Raw genomic sequence first — 19,089 nt, 5'->3', positions numbered from 1 at the left:
GCTCTCTCTCCTTTAATAATTCCAGAAATGAAAACTGGAAAGCTGTGTTATAAACAGATAATTCATCATACAAATAATAAAGATTACGATATTCGCTACTGCAAACTTATAGATGTTGCGCGTCAAACTCAAATAGGAAAGAAGTCCCCCATAAAGTATGAGCACAATCAATGTACCAAGGACTTTAAGATCCGTCAGAATATCTGTACCGAATATATATAATCCCCATTGGATACCGAGGAATATACCTATCAATATAAACAAAAATCCAAGTATTGCGGTCCGGATCATCATTTTTTTGGCTGTCTCCACACTGAATAGTGAGAAGAAGAGACGATTGAAACGCTTCTTTTTAAGATTATCATATTGGATGATATAAATGCCGGCATGAAGGACCGAAATAAAGAACATGACGTAAGACAGCAATGACAAGACGACATGGATCACGAGCAGATCATTCATGATGGCAGATACTTCAGTCACTTCATCATACGTCACGGGTGCGAATGTGTACATTGAGAGCAGCAAAAAAGCAGTGAACACATAAATTGCAAATGCGATTTCCGAATCACTGCGTTTATATTGCACGATTCCGATGATGACGAGTAGCATTGAAAGGACATATATCCCTTCAAAAACCGTCTGGATCGGGAAACGTCCTAGGGACAGACCGATTTGCACAAAGGAAAATATATGAAGGATTGCCCCTGCCCCGACAAGGTAAAATGAAACCTTTCTGGCCTGCCGATTTCTGAAAAACAAATCGTAGCTCAGCACAGAAAGGCTTAAAAAGTATAGTAGAAGTATAAACTCATGACTGCGGAACATCATATCCATATGGTTTCCACCTATCTAATCACTTGCGAGTGCCTGTTTTCTGGCCAGACGTTTCTCATGCTGTTTTTCTTTTTCCTGACGCGTTATCATTTCCACCTCTTCTTCGATGCCGAAGAGCTGTTTGATTTCTGCGAGTTTCTCAGTCGATTTCCTGTCACCTGAAATCTCTTTTGTATAGGTGATTGGTTCCCGCAACATCTGGTTGATGATACTCTTCATATGCTTTGAAATGACGGCGCGTTCACGATCGCTCATCTCAGGTATTTTCCGTTCGACACTCTGCAATGTTTCTTCCTGTATACCAAGTGCTTTAGTACGGAGCGCCTGTATTACCGGAACGACGCCAAGCATGTTGATCCATTCGTTGAATTGATCCATACTCTCGGCTATCATGCCTTCAATCTTATTTGCTTCCTGTTGTCTAGTGGACAAGTTGGCATCCACCAGTCCTTGTAGATCATCAACATTATACATATATATATTGTCCATATTACCCACTGTTGGCTCGATGTCACGTGGCATGGCGATATCCATCATTATAAGCGGACTGCCTTTACGTTTGCCTGCTATAGAGGCGACCGTCCCTTCAGTGATTACATACTCCCGGGCAGCGGTACTTGAAATGACTATATCAGCATTTTCCAGTTCATCTTCAAGCATTTCGAGGGTTGTACTGCGGCCATTGAACCTTTCTGCAAGCTGTTGCGCCTTGTCAATAGAGCGGTTGACCACAGTCACATCCTTGATGCCATTGGAAGTCAGGTTTAACAGCGATTGCTCCGCCATCTCCCCTGCTCCGATGATAAGAACCTTACTGTCGCTGACACGTGAAAATATCTTTTTGGCGAGTTCTACTGCAGCATACGATGTCGAAATCGCATTTTTGGAGATGTCTGTCTCATTATGCCCCCTTTTTGCCACTGTAATCGCTTCTTTAAACAGTTTATTGAATATGGTGCCAGTAGTATGCTCTTCCTGGGCAGTCATGAAGGCTTCCCTGATCTGACCAAGTATCTGCGTTTCGCCCAACACCATGGAATCGAGGCCTGATGCTACACGGTACAAGTGCTCTATCGCCTCATCACCGATTTTGACGTCAGTAATCTTTTTGATTGTATCAAGTTCCAGGTTGAACCAGTCTGCCAAAAACATCTGGGTATAATATTTGCCTGTATGCACCTGATCACTGACTACATATACTTCCGTCCTGTTACATGTAGAAAGCAGCACTGCTTCCAGTACACTTTTTTGTTCCCGCAATGAGTGGAGCGCGTGAATGACATCTTCATCTTCGAAGGCCACTGCCTCACGTTCTTCAACACTTGCTTTTCTATAATTTAGGCTCAATGCGATGACATGCATGTGAATTGCCTCCCTATGCTATTGTGGCTATGTCTGAGCCACTATCAATACTTATTATTTTAACAGAAAGTGCTTCCTTAATCCATCGCATGGGATTATTTATAGTAATTATAAATAAGAAACTTTTGTGAACTTCTAGATGTATTCCGAAATGGCATCCATCACTGTTGATACATTTTTTTTATCTATAGAAGAGAATGGAATCATGACATCTTCCTCTTCCAGATCAATCGTTTCCCTCACTGATTTCAGATGCTTCTGCAGTTTGCTCTTTGGAATCTTATCCATTTTAGTGCATATCAGAATGACTGGGATTTCGAAGTGCTTCAAGTAGTCATACATCAATATGTCGTCCTCCGTCGGTTTGTGCCTGAGGTCGACAAGTTGGATGACTGCAGATAGCTCCTCACGCTCTGCAAGGTAACTCTCAATCATCTGTCCCCATTTCTCACGTGCCACCTTGGATTGCTTCGCGTAGCCGTAGCCAGGCACATCGACAAATATGAATTGATCATCCATATTATAAAAGTTCAATGTTTGGGTCTTGCCTGGTTTAGATGAAGTCCTCGCAAAATTCTTTCGTCCTGCAATTGCATTGATGAATGAAGATTTGCCGACATTCGACCGTCCGCTTAATGCGATTTCTTTCAGGCCTGTTGCTGGATATTGTGCTTTTTCAACAGCAGATATAAGGATGTCTATGTTATTCGGGTTGATTTTCACTATAATGCTCCTTTCAGAAAAAAAGCTGTCACAGATTTGGACAGCTTTTTTGTATTATGCACTTTTACGGTTCAATTCGATTTTCTCGCCGTTCTCATCGAAAAGTAGTGGTTCTGCTTCTTCTTCTATAGTCGCCCGTGTAATTTTCACTTTGCGGATTTCATCATTGGAAGGCACATTGAACATAATGTCGACCATCCGCTCTTCTATGATTGAACGGAGTCCGCGGGCCCCTGTTTTTCTTTCGATGGCAAGCTCACTGATCGCATTCAATGCATCTTCTTCAAATTCAAGCTCAACATCATCAATCTGGAGCATTTTCTCATACTGTTTGACCAGCGCGTTCTTAGGCTCAGTCAGGATGGATTTAAGTGCTTCGACATCAAGTTCTTCAAGGTGGCTGATGATCGGAACGCGACCGATGAATTCTGGGATCAGGCCGTAGCTCTGAAGATCATCAGGGCGCACTTTGGACATCAACTCATCTTTGTCATTCGGTTTGTCTGAAGCACCGCCGAACCCAATGACTTTTTCACCGATACGACGTTTGATGATTTCATCCATACCATCAAATGCACCACCGAGCACGAACAGGATGTTCTTAGTATCAATCTGGATTGATTCTTGGTTTGGATGTTTACGTCCACCTTGTGGCGGTACGCTTGCAGTCGTTCCTTCAAGAATTTTGAGCAGGGCCTGCTGGACACCTTCACCTGAAACATCACGGGTAATGGAGGTGTTTTCACCTTTGCGTGCTATCTTGTCAATTTCATCTACATAGATGATACCTTGTTCTGCCCGCTCGACATCGAAATCCGCCGCTTGGATAAGGCGCAACAGAATGTTCTCAACGTCGTCACCGACATAACCTGCTTCAGTCAGGCTTGTGGCATCGGCAATGGCGAAAGGTACATTCAGTGTGCGTGCCAATGTTTGGGCCAACAGTGTTTTACCACTACCTGTTGGGCCAATCAGAGCGATATTACTTTTAGAGATTTCTACACCATCTTCTTGGTTTTGGTTGATTCTCTTATAGTGGTTATATACAGCTACACTCAAAGCACGTTTGGCATTGTCCTGTCCAATTACATAATCATTCAACGCTTCCAATATTTCCTGTGGTTTTGGTACTTCTGTAATAACTTCGGTCTTTTCGGACTTCAGTTCTTCTTCGATGATTTCATGGCAGAGTTCTATACATTCATTACAGATATAGACGCCGCTGCCTGCAATGAGTTTCTTGACCTGTTCCTGATCTTTTCCACAGAAGGAACAAGTCAGATTCGTATCGTCCTCATTAAATTTGAACATATTCAACACCTCTTTTTTCATTCTTGTAAAATATACTAGAAAACTTCAGCGAAATCAAATATCCGGTTTTAGGCTCCATAATACAGCGAGCCCCACAACTTTATGTTGCAGAGCTCACCCTTATAATCTTTTGATTCTATTTCTGTTTACGGTTATCTACGAGTACATCGATTGCTTTTTGTATTTTAAGGTCATCTTTAAGCATTGATAGATCGCCAAGAGTGGACTTGATGTCTTCTACGCTGATGCCGAACTGTTCACTCATTTTTTCGAGCTCCTTGTCCATGTCTGCCTCTTCAACTTCGATGTTTTCATCGATGGAGATCTGCTTTAGGACAAGATTCGTGCGTACACGTTTCTCTGCATCATCTTTCATCTGCTCGCGCAGTGCATCTTCATCCTGACCAGAAAGCTGCTGGTACATTTCCATGTTGATGCCTTGCTGAGAAAGGCGTTGTTCGAATTCTTGGAGCATACGGTCTGTTTCTGTCTTGACCATTGCTTCAGGTACATCGATTTCAGCATTTTCGGATGCTTGTTCGATAAGCTGTTCCTTCATGGTTACATCCGCTTCGTTCTCTTTGGCTTCTTTGAGGTCTTTTTCAAGTTTCTCCTTCAAAGCGTCGACCGTTTCTACATCCTGGTCAAGTTCTTTGACGAGTTCATCATCAAGTTCTGGGATTTCTTTAGATTTGATGCTGTTTACTTTAACTTTGAAGACGGCTTCTTTACCAGCAAGCTCCTCTGCGTGGTACTCTTCAGGGAAAGTGACGTTGACATCTTTCTCCTCTTCTAGGGACATGCCCACCACCTGTTCTTCAAAGCCAGGGATGAAGCTGCCTGAACCGACTTCCAGTTCATAGCCGTCTGCTTTGCCGCCTTCGAACTGCTCACCATCAACGTAGCCATCGAAATCAAGGTTTACGACATCTCCGTTTTCAACTGAACCTTCTTCTTTAACGACCATGTCAGCATGTGCTTCCAGCATGTTATCAATTTCTTTTTGAACATCTTCGTCAGTAACTTCAGTATCAAGTTCTTCCGCTTCCAGTCCTTTATATTCACCGAGCTTGACTTCTGGTTCAACAGTAACTTTCGCGCTGAAGATTAGGTCCTGTCCTTTTTCCATCTGCTCTACATCGACTTCCGGCTGATCAACTGGATTGATGTCCGCTTCCTGAACTGCCTCTGTATACGCTTTAGGAAGCAGTATATCCAATGCATCCTGATAAAGGGATTCTACACCAAAACGTTTCTCGAACATTTGACGCGGTACTTTACCTTTCCTGAATCCAGGCATGCTCACTTCTTTGGATACTTTTTTAAATGCTTCATCGAGAGCACCGTCCACTTCTTTTGCTGGTACAGTAACTGTAAGAATGCCTTCGTTACCCTCTTGTTTTTCCCACTTCTGAGTCATAATCATATTCCTCCGTTAGTCCATAATTTCAATTAACCAGTATAGTATAACATATCACTTTTTTATATCCAACATTTGATTTGTTCAATCAGATGGTGACATGAGGCGTTCGATTGAACGTACCCAATCAAGGACCTCAGGTGTGGGTTCGGTCCCACTGTCCACGTTGACCATCCTGAGTAGCTCATGCAGATAAGCGTCCGCCAAATTTTCATGATCATAAGGCAAGTCGAGTGGATAGACGCCTATTATATGTGCAATCAACATCGAATCGGCTGCTTCAGCGAATTCAGGCATCCTGTCTTCTAAGTGTTCCAGCACATCGTTGCGTACTTTGACATACATTTCCGTCTCTTCGATATCTGGAAGCAACGTTGGTATGGCCTCTTCTTCTGACCCCATCTTGTAGAACCGCACCGCCTGGTCCTCCCCGCACATCTTCAGGTACAGCAACATGAATGTAATGGTCTCAGGATTTTGTTCTGAGGCAAGCACATTTTTGATAAGCACCCTGTAACTCTCGTCCCCAGTGTCCATAAGATGCTTCAAAAAGTCTAGCCTAGCATGCAATGGCATCTCACAGAAGCTTTCTTCATCCATATCCTGGTATGTTTCATCATACGATTCGTCGGGACGCACTTCCTTATCATCCAATGCTTTTTTGGCTCTATGACGCAATGCGGCAACTTCTATGCGGAATTCCTGTGGAAGCTCTTCCTGCATGAGCTGATCTGAGAATTCTATGACTTCATAGTATCTGCCTTGGCTGAGCAGTGCCTCCAGAAGGTTTTTCATATGCAGATCGTAATTTCCAAACCCTTCATTCATCTGAATCAAGGAATAATCGATGATATCATCATATCGACCTTCATCACCGAGTGATTTGTAGAAATACTCGGTAAGAGTTGTACTTGCTGGGTGATGACGCTCGTACTCTTTAAAGCGCATAATGAAACCCTGGGCGTTCCCTTGTTCATATAGAGCATGCAGATCCTGCTCCATCTTTTTTTGGAAACGTCTGTGCGACAGGATGTTATTGTCCATAAGCATCCCTGATGATCAGTTCACTCCATGATTCGTATGGATTCATTTTTGGGAGGAGATTCCTGTCCTTCCATACCAGTTCCAAAGTATCCTCTTCCTTGGCATGTACTTTGTCCTTATCCACTTCAACTTTGAAGACGATACCGATATGTACTTTGCCGACTTCTTCCTCGTCGTCATTGATCAGGCCCATGATTTCAATATCTTCAAGTGCGTCTTCTTGGAGTCCGACTTCTTCCTCCAGTTCCCTTGCCGCGTTGATGAATAATTTTTCATTGATCGCCTCGGCCTCTGGCACATCATTCATATGGCCACCTACTCCAATGGACAGGAGGCCATGCAGACGGTCTTCGCCCCCACCTTCAAGGCGCTTATAAACCAATGTCTCCTCCCCTGCAGTGATGACTGCGTAGCTGATCAGTTGCTTATAGGTAGGATTTTCTTCCATATCACCGCGTCGCTTCACTTTATAGTCATTGAATGCAGATAATATACGGCCGTATCTCGGATCCTCTTTGCTGATGAACCCATTGAATGCATCAGTTTCACCTTTGAAGATCTGTTGCCTTGATACGACGAGGATCTGCTCGTCGAACTTACTCATCATGAACCTTCCTTTCCTTATTCACATTTATTCTATATTTCGTCTGTTAATTTGTAAAATAAAAATACCCTTCAATAATATGAAGGGTATGGACGTCCCAGGAGGGATTCGAACCCCCGACCTACAGCTTAGGAGGCTGTCGCTCTATCCTACTGAGCTACTGGGACAAGATATCATAAAAAAGAAAAACCCCAGAGCGGGGTTTTTTAGCATCCTGGGAGGGATTCGAACCCCCGACCGATGGCTTAGAAGGCCATTGCTCTATCCGACTGAGCTACCAGGACTTAATCAGACAAGTACCATTATAATCAATCGTGACGATAAAAGTCAAACTTATTTTTAAAACTATTGATGTTTTATTACACAATCAAAGCAGACTTTTCCAATCCTCATATTCCGCTTTCAACTGGCGGTAAATTATACAGTCGTGAAAATGGTCATATAGATATTCATACTCTTTCATGACCCCCTCTTTGACGAATCCGAGTGATTCCGGCAACGCCCGGCTACGGTAATTGAAGACGCCACATATGATCTCTATCCGATTCAAATCGACCACTTCAAACCCGTATTGGATGAGGGCCTCGACAGAACGGCTCACTATTCCTCTACCCTCCGCTTCCTTCACTATCCAATAGCCTATTTGTCCCCTATGGCTCATGGAAAAGATTTCATTATATCCGCACATCCCTACGAAACTGCCGCGATAGAAAATTCCGAGCTGCATACCGCTTCCTTCATCTATCGCATTTTGCCATATCTGGATGATTTCTATGTAATCGGCTGCGCTTGTCATATAATCAACCCACGCGAGCCACTTTCTCAAGTGCCCTCTGTTCTCATCTATTGCTTTATAGACCATTTCATTCTCTTTTGGAGCTAGGGCTCTCAATTCTATTTCAGAATCTACGGTGATGATCATCTTTCTGCACTCCTTTGCATAACGGCTTCATTTCGTGGATTTAACAATCTTGCTGCGCACATCCGGATCTATTGTACATGATTCCCCCCTGTTTACGCGGTGGCGATTGGCGGCAACCAATTTATACAATGCATTTCTCCAGCATACGGGGATGACCTTCATTAATTTGACCGATTTAAAACCAGTCGTGTCGGCGAGCACTTCAATCACTGCATCCGAATATATATAGATGTCATCGGAATAATAAATAAGTGAATCGACTTCTTCCGGCATGACGGTATCCAATGTTTTGATGGATTGGAACCGCACTTTATCTTGCCGGTCCAGAGTAGTGATGAATTTTGCAAATCGATTGCAGATGATGCAATCATCATCGAAATAAAGAATGTTCATGGTCTCTCCTCCCAACCAGCGATTCTTCTATTTAAAACTTCGATATCTAGCGCTATGATACTCAATACGCTCAAGCACCGGATCCCTATAGATTGTTAAGATCTGTTTCCTTCAACACTTTATGGTCACGCCCAAGAAATGTCACGACATTATTATCTGTGTCTAAAACGGCATAGGATTCAGGCATCTCCCCTTTTGAAAGTGATATGCTGCCAGGATTGATGCAATAGACACCATTTACTTTTTCAGCTTTTGCAATATGGGAATGTCCATATAAAGCATAACTGGCGCCATATTCACGCGCTCGCGATGCAAGCTTGCCCCGATCCTTCTTTATACCGTAATAATGTCCATGGCTATAGAAAATTCCGGATGCTTCATCGTACCCTTCCACAGGATAACGTGAATCCGTATCGACATTCCCCCCGACACGTTCGAAGTGGCGCATCTCAGTGTCATCATATTCAAACTCGCTGTCGCCCAGATGAATGTTCAAACTACCACTGTTTCTGCCGAATGCATCATATACGATATTTTTTTCTCCGTGATTATCACTTACAATCAATATCTTCATTTATCTGCACCCCCATCATGGTTTAACAAAATCTCAAATGCTGAAGCATCATGCTTCAATTTCTCCAAGGCCTTTCTTCTATGACTTATTTCCCCTTTTTGTTCTGTGCTAATCATCCCCAAGTGTTCCCCCTGCAGTGTCTTAAATAGCGGATCATAGCCGAAGCCACCCTCTCCAGCCGAGGATTCCAATATTTCCCCGTGCAGTTGTCCAACATAGCTCCTCGTATCTCTGCCAGGAATCGCCAGTGCAATGACACAGACGAATCTTGCTGATCGATTTTCAACATCCGTCAAGGCTGCCAGCAATTTACGGTTGTTATCTTCATCGCTCGCCCCTAACCCTGCATATCTGGCAGAATATACGCCGGGGGCTCCATCAAGGGCATCGACGCATAGACCTGAGTCATCACTGATGACTGGCAGACCAAGTGCCTTGGAGGCTGATTCAGCCTTCAGTACAGCATTCCCCTCGAATGTATCTTCTGTCTCCTCCACCTCAAAATCCGGGAGCAGTTCCTTGATTCCGATTACTTCCACATCTGAAAATATTGTCTTGAAGTCTCTGATTTTCCCTTTGTTGCCTGTAGCTATAACGATTTTCATTGAGTCTCCTCCTCAAGTGTAATCTGTTCAATTTCATAATCGAGGAAAGGCATCCAATCCTTCAGAATATATTCGAATCGTTCCGTCTTACCATTGACGATCATGGTATAGGTCGGTTCAGATTGCGATGGCGTATGTGCCTTAAGCGCGGTGAGTATTGAACTCGTTTCTCGCGCTGTTTCATGCCCCGAGTCGATGACTTTTTTTCTACCGGAAAAATAATCAAATATCTCATCCGCCAGCAGTGGATAATGCGTACAGCCAAGGATGATTGTGTCTGCCTTGGAGCTGTGTAGATGCTTCAATGTCTGATGAAGGACGACCCGTACCACAACCTTATCTTTATAGCGCAGTTCCTCGACTAGAGGAACCAGCTTCGGACAAGCTGTACTTTCCACATTGAATTTACGGTTGATGCGCCGGATGGCTTCAGGGTAGGCGCCGGAGTCGACTGTACCATTCGTTGCAAGCACAATGACATTCTGGTTATTGCTGCTTTGGATTGCACTGCGCGCCCCGGGCCCGATCACACCGACCACCGGAATCGTGTATCTCTCCCTCAATATGTCGAGAGCAGCTGCAGTAGCTGTGTTACACGCCACTATAAGCATTTTTATACCACGCGCCACAAGGACATCTGCGACTTCTATCGTGTATCTTCTGACCTGTTCCATTGGCCTATCACCGTAGGGGCACCTGTTCAAGTCCCCAAGATATATAATGGATTCATTCGGCAGCTGCCTGATGACCTCCCTTACTACTGTAAGGCCCCCAACACCAGAATCCATGACTCCAATCGGCCTATCCATCACTTCTTCGTTCACTCTCATCGAGTATTGATTCAAGGACATCCGGCAGCATACTTTTCTCTTCCTCAGTCAGATGTGAAGTGATATCAGAGATATAGGATATCCGCTTATTGATGACTTCTTTTATGACTTCCCGTCCTTTATCCTGCATGAGCACCAGAACGATACGTTTGTCCTTTTCATATTTCTGTCTCTTGACGAATGCGCCATTTTCAAGCTTATCCACGATATCAGTCGTCGTTGAATGCGCCAAATACAATCTGTTTGACAACTCACCTATCGTAATGCCGACCTTATCATCCACCCATTGAAGCGCCACGAACTGCAGTGGCGAAATCTCATACTCTTTAAGTATTTCCCTGCCATGGCTTTTCACATGAACAGATATGTATCTGATTGACTTTTCTATGGAGATGATTGCTTCCTTATCACTCATTATCCACAGTCCTTCCTGCTGATTTATTTCATTATATCGTAATTGAAAATAAAAAAATAGGAGAAGCAGTGCTCCTCCTATTTCAATATTATTCTACTTCATGATCGCTTCCGAAGAAGGATTTGAACATATGGAAGTTTGTTTCCCGCTGCATTGCTGCGATTGATGTAGTCAATGGAATGCCTTTCGGGCATGCTTTGACACAGTTCTGCGCCATGCCACACTCGGCAACTCCACCTACGCCCATCAATGCATCCAGCCTCTCGTTCTTGTTCATGCTCCCTGTCGGGTGGAGGTTGAACAGTCTGACTTGGCTGATTGGGGCAGCACCCATGAATTGGGAGCTGTCATTGACGTTAGGGCATACTTCCAGGCATACACCGCATGTCATACATTTTGACAGTTCATACGCAGTCTGACGTTTCTTTTCAGGCATGCGTGGTCCAGGACCAAGATCATATGTTCCATCGATTGGAACCCATGCCTTGACACGTTTCAGACTATCGAACATGAATGACCGGTCGACCTGCAAGTCTTTGACAACCGGGAATGTGGACATTGGTTCAAGCTTGATCGGCTGATCCAACTGATCGACCAATGCAGTACAAGATTGGCGCGCACCGCCATTGATGACCATTGAACAGGCGCCACATACTTCCTCAAGACAGTTCATATCCCAAGTGACAGGAGTGGTGCGCTCACCTTTAACATTAACAGGGTTCCGCTGGATTTCCATCAGAGCACTTATGACGTTCATATTCTCACGGTAAGGTACTTCAAACTCTTCCCAATAAGATTGGGATTCTTTGTTTTCCTGACGTTTTATTGAAAATTTTATCTTTTTCTCACTCATCTATCTCCGCACTCCTTTCTAGCTTTTTTTAGTATAATCCCTCTTACGCGGTGGAATCAGACTGACATCCACTTCTTCATACTCGAATCGAGGGGCCTCTTTCGGGCCTTCGAAGTATGCCTTGGTCGTCCTCAGCCACTCTTCATCATTACGTTCTGGGAATTCAGGTTTGTAATGGGCACCGCGGGATTCGTTTCTGTTGTATGCACCGATCGTGATGACACGTGCAAGTACCAACATGTTCCATAATTGGCGAGTGAAGAAGGCAGCTTGGTTACTCCACTTCTTCGTATCGTTGATATTTATGCGCTGATAGCGTTCCATGAGCTCAACGATCTTTTTATCCGTTTCAAGGAGCTTATCGTTGTGGCGGACAACAGTTACGTTATCCGTCATGAGTTCACCGAGCTCCTTGTGGATGACATAAGCGTTTTCATCACCGTCCATGCTCATGATGGCATCGAAATCTTCCTGTGCCATCTTGGCATATTTCTCATAGAGGGAATCATCAAGATCTTCATATGTGGTTTCGAGACCTCTGACGTATTCTATCGCATTAGGCCCGGCTACTGTTCCGCCGTATATCGCCGACAGGAGGGAATTCGCTCCGAGCCTATTGCCGCCGTGCTGTGAATAATCACATTCTCCTGCAGCGAAGAGTCCAGGGATGTTGGTCATCTGGTCGTAGTCGACATACAGGCCACCCATTGAGTAGTGGACTGCCGGGAATATCTTCATCGGTACTTTACGTGGATCATCACCTGTGAATTTCTCGTAAATTTCTATGATCCCCCCCAATTTAACATCGAGCTCATGTGGATCCTTATGTGATAAGTCGAGGTAAACCATGTTTTCCCCATTGATGCCGAGCTTCTGGTTGACGCACACATCGAAGATTTCACGTGTGGCGACGTCCCTTGGCACAAGGTTTCCGTAATCTGGATACTTCTCTTCCAGGAAGTACCAAGGTTTGCCATCTTTATAAGTCCAGATGCGTCCCCCTTCTCCCCTGGCCGACTCACTCATCAACCTGAGTTTATCATCTCCAGGTATTGCGGTCGGGTGGATCTGGATGAACTCGCCATTTGCATATACTGCACCTTGCTGATAAACGACTGAAGCTGCAGAACCAGTGTTGATCATGGAGTTCGTCGATTTCCCAAAGATGATTCCAGGGCCGCCTGTCGCCATTATGACTGCATCAGACTTGAATGTCTGAATTTCTGCACTCGTTATCTGCTGTGCAGTAATTCCACGCGCACGTCCTTCATCGTCAAGGACGACTCCAAGAAATTCCCAGCCTTCGTATTTATTGACGAGGCCATCTACTTCAAACTTCCTGACCTGCTCATCCAGGGCGTACAGCAACTGTTGTCCAGTCGTTGCACCGGCATAAGCCGTCCGGTGGTGGAGTGTGCCCCCAAAACGTCGGAAATCAAGTAATCCTTCGTTTGTCCTGTTGAACATGACCCCCATGCGGTCCAGCAGATGGATTATATCCGGCGCTGCATCAGTCATCGCTTTGACTGGTGGTTGGTTGGCCAGGAAGTCTCCACCGTACACTGTGTCATCAAAGTGGATCGCTGGAGAGTCGCCTTCACCCTTGGTGTTGACTGCTCCATTGATGCCACCTTGAGCACATACGGAGTGAGAACGTTTCACTGGCACTATAGAAAACAGGTCTACTTCAGCTCCTGTTTCAGCCGCTTTGATCGTCGCCATAAGACCGGCAAGCCCGCCCCCGACAACGATAATTTTGTCATTAGCCATTCTTTCCACTCCTTAATTAGATAAATGCCAATATTGCTTGAACGCCGATGAAGCTGACCACCACGAAGATGACCGCTGATACATAGCTCATCACGCGCTGTGATCTATCAGATTGCGTGAAGCCCCATGTGATCATGAATGCCCATAGGCCATTGGCGAAGTGATATACAGTCGCAATGATTCCGACGATATAGAACACCAGCCATGCTGGGTTATTTACAATCTGATGTACCAGGTCGAAATTGACCTCCGCTCCAAAAAATACTTGTACCCTTGTCTGGAACACGTGGATTGCGATGAAGATGAATGCAATCACACCACTGATCCTTTGAAGTGCAAACAGCCAGTTTCTGTATGTACTGTGGAAGCCATAGCCTTTTCCGCCTATATTATACTTTGCAGTGAAAGCGATGTAGATACCGTAGACACCATGAAACAGGATTGGAAGATAAATTATGAAAATCTCCAAAAACAGAACAAAAGGCAGACTCGCCATGAACCCGGCTGCAGTGTTGAACGCTTCTTCACTCCGTGTTGCAAAGTGGTTGACGACCAGGTGCTGAATAAGGAATACACCTAGCGGAATTACACCCAGCAACGAATGAAGCCGCCTGATCGCAAAACTTGAATCTTGTTTTGACACTCGAATTCCCCCCTAACTCTCCAATGAAATAAGTTTATACAACCACCATTTTACTCTCAAGAATTATATAAATCAAGGCGACTTGATGGGTTGCCTAAAAAAGATCATGACCGTTCGAGTGTTGCTGTTCAGTCTTTCAGTGTTTCCAAAATACGTTTTGCAATCGGCGCCGGTATGCCTATCTCAGTAAAATCCGTTACTTCCTTCTCACTCATCCGTTTAATTGAACCGAAATGGCTCAGTAGTTTTTGTTTGCGTTTCGGTCCAACACCTTCAATGCCATCCAATCGGGAGGTGACGGATGTCTTCCTCCTTGTGTTGCGGTGGAAGCTGATTGCGAACCTGTGCACCTCGTCTTGTATCCTTTGCAGAAGGTAGAATTCCTGTGAATTCTTTTTAAGCGGTATGATTGATGCATCATCGCCGTAGAGGAGCTCAGCCGTCTTGTGTTTGTCATTTTTGGCCAGCCCCGCTACTGGGATATCCAATGACAATTCATCAAGGAGTACGGATTTGACGGTGTTCATGTGACCCACGCCGCCATCTACAATAAGTAGATCGGGCAATGGTAATCCTTCTCTAAGAACACGTGTGTAGCGTCTTCTGACTGCTTCAGCCATGGAAGCATAGTCATCGGGCTGGGTGACGGTCCTTATTTTATATTTCCGGTAATCCTTCTTGCTCGGCTTCCCATCGACAAAGGCCACCATGACGCTGACCGGGTCGACACCTTGTATATTCGAGTTGTCGAAGGCTTCTATGCGTACAGGCGTTTCGATATTGAGCGCTTCCCCAAGTTTCTCTATCGCCTTTACGGTTCTGGCCTCATCTTTTTCAATCATCTCGAATTTATTGCTGAGTGCTATCTCGGCATTCTTCGTTGCAAGATCGACCATTTCGCGCTTTTGACCCCGTTTGGGCTGTATGACACTGACAGGCAGATACTCTGCAATGACTTCATGCTCCAGATGACTCGGTATATGGACTTCTTTTGGCAACAGATTGGATTTCACATCATAGAATTGGGCGATATACCTGAAAAATTCTTCCTGCGGCTCATCATTTATTGCGAACATATCTGCTTTCTTCTCAATGAGGTTGCCATTTCTTATCAATAATACGGATACTGCCATCCATCCTTTGGATATGCTGTAACCGAAGCAGTCGCGTGCAGTCATGTCCTTGGTCATCATCTTCTGCTTGTTCATTGTAGCTTCTATATGTCCAAGCAGATCCCTGTATTCCTTGGCCTGTTCAAACTCCAGGTCTTCGGAAGCTTTCTGCATCTTATCCTTCAATTCGTCCGTTATCTGTTTGGTGTCTCCATTAAGGAAGCGGGTTATGCCATCAATCATCTCTTTATATTGGTCCTGACTGACATCGTAGACACAAGGTCCGAGACATTGGCCGATGTGATAATAAAGGCACAGTCGATCCGGCATCGTATTACATTTCCTGAGCGGGTAGATCCTATCGAGCAACTTTTTTGTCTCATGTGCACTGTAGGCATTGGGATAAGGTCCGAAATAAGTACCGGAAGATGGCTTGACTGTACGGGTGACGATAAGTTTAGGATGTCTCTCCTTTGTGATTTTGATAAAGGGATAACTCTTATCATCTTTCAGGAGTATATTGAACCTTGGGTAATGCTTCTTGATGAGGTTGAGTTCAAGCAGCAGTGATTCGACTTCGGAATTGGTTACTATGAAATCGAAATCTTCGATTTCTTTTACAAGACGCATCGTTTTCTCATCATGGGCCCCGGAAAAATAGGATTTGACCCTATTGCGGAGATTTTTCGCCTTGCCGACGTAGATCACGATGCCATGACGGTCTTTCATCAGATAACAGCCCGGTTCAGTCGGCAGGACGGACAATTTCAATTTAAGTTCTTCCATAATCATCCCTCATGTTGAATTAAATGATAAAAAAGCCGCCTCAGAGGGCGGCTCATTCATTATGCGTGTTTTTCAATAAGTGCTACAAGCTGTTCTTTTGGTTGGAAACCAACGACTTTATCTACAGGCTCCCCATCTTTGAACAGGATGAGCGTCGGAATGCTCATGACTTCATATTCGCTTGCTGTAGCCTGGTTATCATCAACGTTAAGTTTGGCGATGTCTGCTTTGCCATCCACTTCTTGGGCCACTTCTTCGAGTACAGGTGCAATCATTTTACAAGGTCCGCACCATGGTGCCCAGAAATCCACCAATTTAACGCCGCTGTTTACTTCTTGTTTGAAATTCTGGTCGTTCACTTCGATTATTGCCATTTGAAATTCCTCCAATAAGTTGAATTATGAGTTGATTATATCATGCACTTTCAGCATGCTCAATTTTACTGCCTAGGCCAAAAAAGCTAAATAGACAATGCCACCCAAAAACATGATGACACCAATCACAATCAGCACTTTGGCGAGTTTATACATATCAAAATTATCCATCAGACCACCTACTTCATCTCAACGATCGTTACACCGAAGCCACCTTCACCAGGCATGCCACCCCTAAAGGATTTCACTTTGGAATGGGATTTAAGGAACTGCTGCACACCTTTTTGCAGCGCACCGGTCCCCTTCCCATGAATGATTTCAACTTCATTGTAATTGGAGAGCAGGACCTGGTCAAGATAACGATCGAGTTTCTGGAGCGCTTCTTCATAGCGTTCCCCCCTCAGGTCAAGCTCCCTCTTCACCGGTGTTTTCCCTACCCGGCGTGATACGGTACGCTGCTGTTGCTTTTCCTTCTTCCTCTTCTTGACCTCATCGAGGCCCACCTTCATTTTGATGATACCCATCTGTACAGTGACGGAGTCATCATCCGCTTCAAGCACTTCACCCTTTTGGCCATAGGACAAGACATCCACTTCGTCTCCGCGTTCGATGCGCTCTTTTTCCTTAGCGCGCTCCTTCTTACGGATATCCTCCTGATGATAACTGTCAGACAATTGTTTTTTCTGTTCTATCATTTCATGTTCCTGTATATCCGCACCGCGTTGCTTCATGTTCTCAAGGGTTTGGATGACAGTCTCTGCGCGCGCTTCTGCCTGTTTGATGATGCGGTTGGCTGATTCGCGCGCCTCTTTTCTGATCTTTTCTTTATATTCTTCATGACTTTCCATATATGCATCCAGTTCAGCATGAAGCTGTTCAGTTTCCTTCAGAAGCCGCGCAGTCTCCTCCTCATTTGCCCTGGCAGTCTTCGTATGCCTCTCAAGTGCTGTAATCATTTCATTGACATCTTCCGAGTCGCGTCCGGCAAGGGCCCGTGCCCGCTCAATGACACTCTCTTCCAAACCGAGTTTATTGGATATCTCAAAAGCATTGGACTTGCCGGGGATCCCCATGAGAAGACGATATGTCGGGGAGAGCGTCTCCACATCGAACTCTACACTTGCATTAATGGTATCTTCCCGTGTATAGCTGAACGACTTTAATTGAGGATAGTGCGTTGTCGCTACTATGGTCGACTGCTTTGAAAGCAGATATTCCAAGATGCTGATGGCCAGGGCCGCCCCTTCTTCAGGGTCTGTCCCCGCCCCTAATTCATCAAGGACTACAAGACTTTCCCCATCCGCTTCTTCGAGTATCCCGGTGATATTCGTCATATGACTTGAAAACGTCGAAAGAGACTGTTCGATGGATTGCTCATCCCCGATGTCACTGAATACCTTACGGAACAGCTTTAGACGGCTGCCGTCCCTCGCTGGTATGGGTATGCCGGACTGGGCCATAAGCACGCTCAGACCAAGTGTCTTCAGTGTGACTGTCTTACCGCCGGTATTCGGTCCCGTTATGATCACAGCACGCGTTTCATCATCCATTATGATATCATTCTTCACCACTTCATCTGCCGGGATGGACGGATGGAATGCTGCGGGCAGATAAATACCACCCTCAGTCATGATATCAGGTTTTGTACCATTGATGCTTTTACCGTAACGCGCTTTGGCGAACACCAGATCAATATGATGGAGTGCATCATCGGTCATGGATAATTCACTGCTGACTGTTGCGACTTCAGCAGACAATGCATAGAGGATACGTTCCACTTCAGATTGTTCCTCATCCTTCAAGTGCTGGATCTGATTTGTCATCTGAACGACAAGCATGGGCTCCATATAGACAGTTTGGCCACTCGCCGATATATCATGCACAATGCCATTGAAATCCCCTTGATGTTCCGCCTTTACAGGTACGACATAACGGTTATTGCGCATTGTGATGAGGTTGTCCGAAAGCTTCTTCTGATTGTTGCCGCGAATGATATCATTTAGGCGTTCTCTTATTTTGCCTTCTTCCGCCTTGATTTTGCGGCGGATTCTAAGAAGGGCTTCCGATGCATGGTCCAAAACCTGGTGGGCATCACATGTCTCGGATATTCTACGGTATAGGAAATGGATGTCGGGAAGCCCGTTTATATAAGCCGGCAGATGCACAAGGCTGATCTCATCCGCTTCAAACTCATCGAACACGCCCTCAAGCGTATGTTTACGGTTCAGCATCATCCGGATTTCATTCAATTCTGCGACGCCGAGCATGCTACCTATCTCCGCACGTTTCAGATGACGTTTGATATCAGTGATGCCTGAAAGTTCTACTGCCCGGTACCTCAGCATCGTGGACGCATCATCAACCTCATCGATCATCTGACGGATGACTTCTATATCGGTGGATATGATGTCCTCACTGATCGCTTGCTTTGTCTTCTCACTCTCGGCCAGATTCTCCAACTCAGCGAGTATTTTATCGAACTCTAAAGTTTTTATTGTTCTTTCATTCATG

At 44.9% G+C, this 19,089-nt stretch carries 19 protein-coding genes and 2 tRNA genes; all 21 read right to left on the bottom strand.

Going from position 1 to position 19,089, the window contains the following annotated elements; genetic code table 11:
- Positions 1 to 12: 12 nt before the first annotated feature.
- Positions 13 to 837 carry a cytochrome c biogenesis protein CcsA gene (gene ccsA, locus ACZ5LF_RS05200; protein WP_380569412.1) on the bottom strand — a complete coding sequence of 275 codons (825 nt, stop codon included), beginning with the start codon at positions 835 to 837 and terminating at the stop codon, positions 13 to 15.
- A gap of 15 nt (positions 838 to 852) precedes the next feature.
- Positions 853 to 2,199 carry a glutamyl-tRNA reductase gene (gene hemA, locus ACZ5LF_RS05195; protein WP_380569411.1) on the bottom strand — a complete coding sequence of 449 codons (1,347 nt, stop codon included), beginning with the start codon at positions 2,197 to 2,199 and terminating at the stop codon, positions 853 to 855.
- Between the two features lie 135 nt (positions 2,200 to 2,334).
- On the bottom strand, positions 2,335 to 2,922 hold the full coding sequence (yihA, locus tag ACZ5LF_RS05190; RefSeq protein WP_380569410.1) for a ribosome biogenesis GTP-binding protein YihA/YsxC: 588 nt from the start codon (positions 2,920 to 2,922) through the stop codon (positions 2,335 to 2,337).
- 54 nt (positions 2,923 to 2,976) lie between these two features.
- Complete coding sequence (clpX, locus tag ACZ5LF_RS05185) at positions 2,977 to 4,233, bottom strand: ATP-dependent Clp protease ATP-binding subunit ClpX (RefSeq protein ID WP_380569409.1); 1,257 nt, start codon at positions 4,231 to 4,233, stop codon at positions 2,977 to 2,979.
- A gap of 136 nt (positions 4,234 to 4,369) precedes the next feature.
- Positions 4,370 to 5,653, bottom strand: a complete 1,284-nt coding sequence (gene tig / locus ACZ5LF_RS05180) for a trigger factor (protein WP_380569408.1) — start codon at positions 5,651 to 5,653, stop codon at positions 4,370 to 4,372.
- 84 nt (positions 5,654 to 5,737) lie between these two features.
- Positions 5,738 to 6,697: a hypothetical protein gene (locus tag ACZ5LF_RS05175; RefSeq protein ID WP_380569407.1), complete on the bottom strand. Its 960-nt coding sequence runs from the start codon at positions 6,695 to 6,697 to the stop codon at positions 5,738 to 5,740.
- A complete protein-coding gene (locus ACZ5LF_RS05170) occupies positions 6,687 to 7,301 on the bottom strand; it encodes an NUDIX domain-containing protein (protein ID WP_380569406.1) in 615 nt (204 codons plus the stop codon). The genes ACZ5LF_RS05175 and ACZ5LF_RS05170 overlap by 11 nt, the downstream gene beginning before the upstream one ends.
- 93 nt (positions 7,302 to 7,394) lie before the next feature.
- A tRNA-Arg gene (locus tag ACZ5LF_RS05165) sits at positions 7,395 to 7,468 on the bottom strand.
- A gap of 43 nt (positions 7,469 to 7,511) precedes the next feature.
- Positions 7,512 to 7,585 (bottom strand) — tRNA-Arg (locus tag ACZ5LF_RS05160).
- 83 nt (positions 7,586 to 7,668) lie between these two features.
- A complete protein-coding gene (locus ACZ5LF_RS05155; RefSeq protein ID WP_380569405.1) occupies positions 7,669 to 8,223 on the bottom strand; it encodes a GNAT family N-acetyltransferase in 555 nt (184 codons plus the stop codon).
- Between the two features lie 27 nt (positions 8,224 to 8,250).
- A complete protein-coding gene (locus ACZ5LF_RS05150) occupies positions 8,251 to 8,616 on the bottom strand; it encodes a thiol-disulfide oxidoreductase DCC family protein (RefSeq protein ID WP_380569404.1) in 366 nt (121 codons plus the stop codon).
- Positions 8,617 to 8,701: 85 nt separating this feature from the next.
- Positions 8,702 to 9,190: a YfcE family phosphodiesterase gene (locus ACZ5LF_RS05145; protein ID WP_380569403.1), complete on the bottom strand. Its 489-nt coding sequence runs from the start codon at positions 9,188 to 9,190 to the stop codon at positions 8,702 to 8,704.
- Complete coding sequence (locus ACZ5LF_RS05140; protein ID WP_380569402.1) at positions 9,187 to 9,795, bottom strand: XTP/dITP diphosphatase; 609 nt, start codon at positions 9,793 to 9,795, stop codon at positions 9,187 to 9,189. The genes ACZ5LF_RS05145 and ACZ5LF_RS05140 overlap by 4 nt, the downstream gene beginning before the upstream one ends.
- Positions 9,792 to 10,604 (bottom strand): glutamate racemase, encoded by an 813-nt coding sequence (racE, locus tag ACZ5LF_RS05135; RefSeq protein WP_380569623.1) that lies wholly within the window; start codon positions 10,602 to 10,604, stop codon positions 9,792 to 9,794. The genes ACZ5LF_RS05140 and racE overlap by 4 nt, the downstream gene beginning before the upstream one ends.
- Entirely contained in the window at positions 10,597 to 11,040 is a 444-nt protein-coding gene (locus ACZ5LF_RS05130; RefSeq protein ID WP_380569401.1) for a MarR family winged helix-turn-helix transcriptional regulator, read from the bottom strand. The genes racE and ACZ5LF_RS05130 overlap by 8 nt, the downstream gene beginning before the upstream one ends.
- Before the next feature lie 88 nt (positions 11,041 to 11,128).
- Positions 11,129 to 11,893, bottom strand: coding sequence for a succinate dehydrogenase iron-sulfur subunit (sdhB, locus tag ACZ5LF_RS05125; RefSeq protein WP_380569400.1), 765 nt, complete (start codon positions 11,891 to 11,893; stop codon positions 11,129 to 11,131).
- A gap of 18 nt (positions 11,894 to 11,911) precedes the next feature.
- Positions 11,912 to 13,663, bottom strand: a complete 1,752-nt coding sequence (gene sdhA, locus ACZ5LF_RS05120; RefSeq protein ID WP_380569399.1) for a succinate dehydrogenase flavoprotein subunit — start codon at positions 13,661 to 13,663, stop codon at positions 11,912 to 11,914.
- 16 nt (positions 13,664 to 13,679) lie between these two features.
- Positions 13,680 to 14,306, bottom strand: coding sequence for a succinate dehydrogenase cytochrome b558 subunit (locus ACZ5LF_RS05115; protein ID WP_380569398.1), 627 nt, complete (start codon positions 14,304 to 14,306; stop codon positions 13,680 to 13,682).
- Positions 14,307 to 14,434: 128 nt separating this feature from the next.
- Positions 14,435 to 16,204 carry an excinuclease ABC subunit UvrC gene (gene uvrC, locus ACZ5LF_RS05110; protein ID WP_380569397.1) on the bottom strand — a complete coding sequence of 590 codons (1,770 nt, stop codon included), beginning with the start codon at positions 16,202 to 16,204 and terminating at the stop codon, positions 14,435 to 14,437.
- 59 nt (positions 16,205 to 16,263) lie between these two features.
- A complete protein-coding gene (gene trxA / locus ACZ5LF_RS05105; protein WP_344702731.1) occupies positions 16,264 to 16,578 on the bottom strand; it encodes a thioredoxin in 315 nt (104 codons plus the stop codon).
- A gap of 179 nt (positions 16,579 to 16,757) precedes the next feature.
- Positions 16,758 to 19,088, bottom strand: coding sequence for an endonuclease MutS2 (locus ACZ5LF_RS05100; RefSeq protein WP_380569396.1), 2,331 nt, complete (start codon positions 19,086 to 19,088; stop codon positions 16,758 to 16,760).
- Position 19,089: the final 1 nt, after the last annotated feature.

Source organism: Salinicoccus siamensis (assembly GCF_055391965.1).
This window is presented reverse-complemented; position numbering and strand designations above follow the sequence as displayed.